This window comes from Glycomyces salinus (genome assembly GCF_016428645.1).
Taxonomy (GTDB): domain Bacteria; phylum Actinomycetota; class Actinomycetes; order Mycobacteriales; family Micromonosporaceae; genus Glycomyces; species Glycomyces salinus.
Genome location: NZ_JAELXW010000199.1, coordinates 1 through 566 on the forward strand (window position 1 = coordinate 1; position 566 = coordinate 566).

1 protein-coding gene is annotated in these 566 nt (G+C 70.7%); it reads left to right on the forward strand.

Features of this window, described 5'->3' with window-relative positions; all coding sequences use genetic code 11:
- Positions 1–26: 26 nt before the first annotated feature.
- Positions 27–566, forward strand: a 540-nt coding sequence (locus JFB92_RS25030; RefSeq protein WP_233163804.1) for a 3'-5' exonuclease, incomplete at its 3' end; no start/stop codon positions are given.

The following is a 566-nucleotide window of genomic DNA, read 5'->3' on the forward strand; positions in this document are numbered from 1 at the left end:
GGACGCGGGCGCTTAGGCTGCCTCGCATGGACAGTCCGCATCCCCTGCTGAACGTGATCGACGTCGAGGCGACCTGCTGGGAGGGCCGGCCACCACCCGGGTCGGTCAGCGAGATCATCGAGATCGGGCTGACCGTGGTCGACCTGGCCGAACGGAAGCGGCTCGCCAATCACCGCATCCTGGTGCGACCGCGCCGGTCGACCGTCGGGGACTTCTGCACCAAGCTCACCGGTCTCACCCAGTCCGAGGTGGACACCGGAGTGGACTTCGCCGAGGCCTGCCGACTCCTCGCCGACGAACACCGGGCGGACTCGCGGCCCTGGGCGAGCTGGGGCGACTACGACCGCCGCCAGTTCGAGCGCCAGTGCCAAGCGACCGGCACGCGCTACCCATTCGGGCGGCGGCACACCAACGTCAAACTGCGCTTCACCGAGGCCCGCGAGCTGCGCCGGAAGCCGGGAATGGCGACCGCGCTCGAGATCGCGGGACTCCCGTTGGAGGGCCGCCACCACAGCGGGGCCGACGACTCCTGGAACATCGCCGCCCTGGTGCTCGACCTGGCCGAG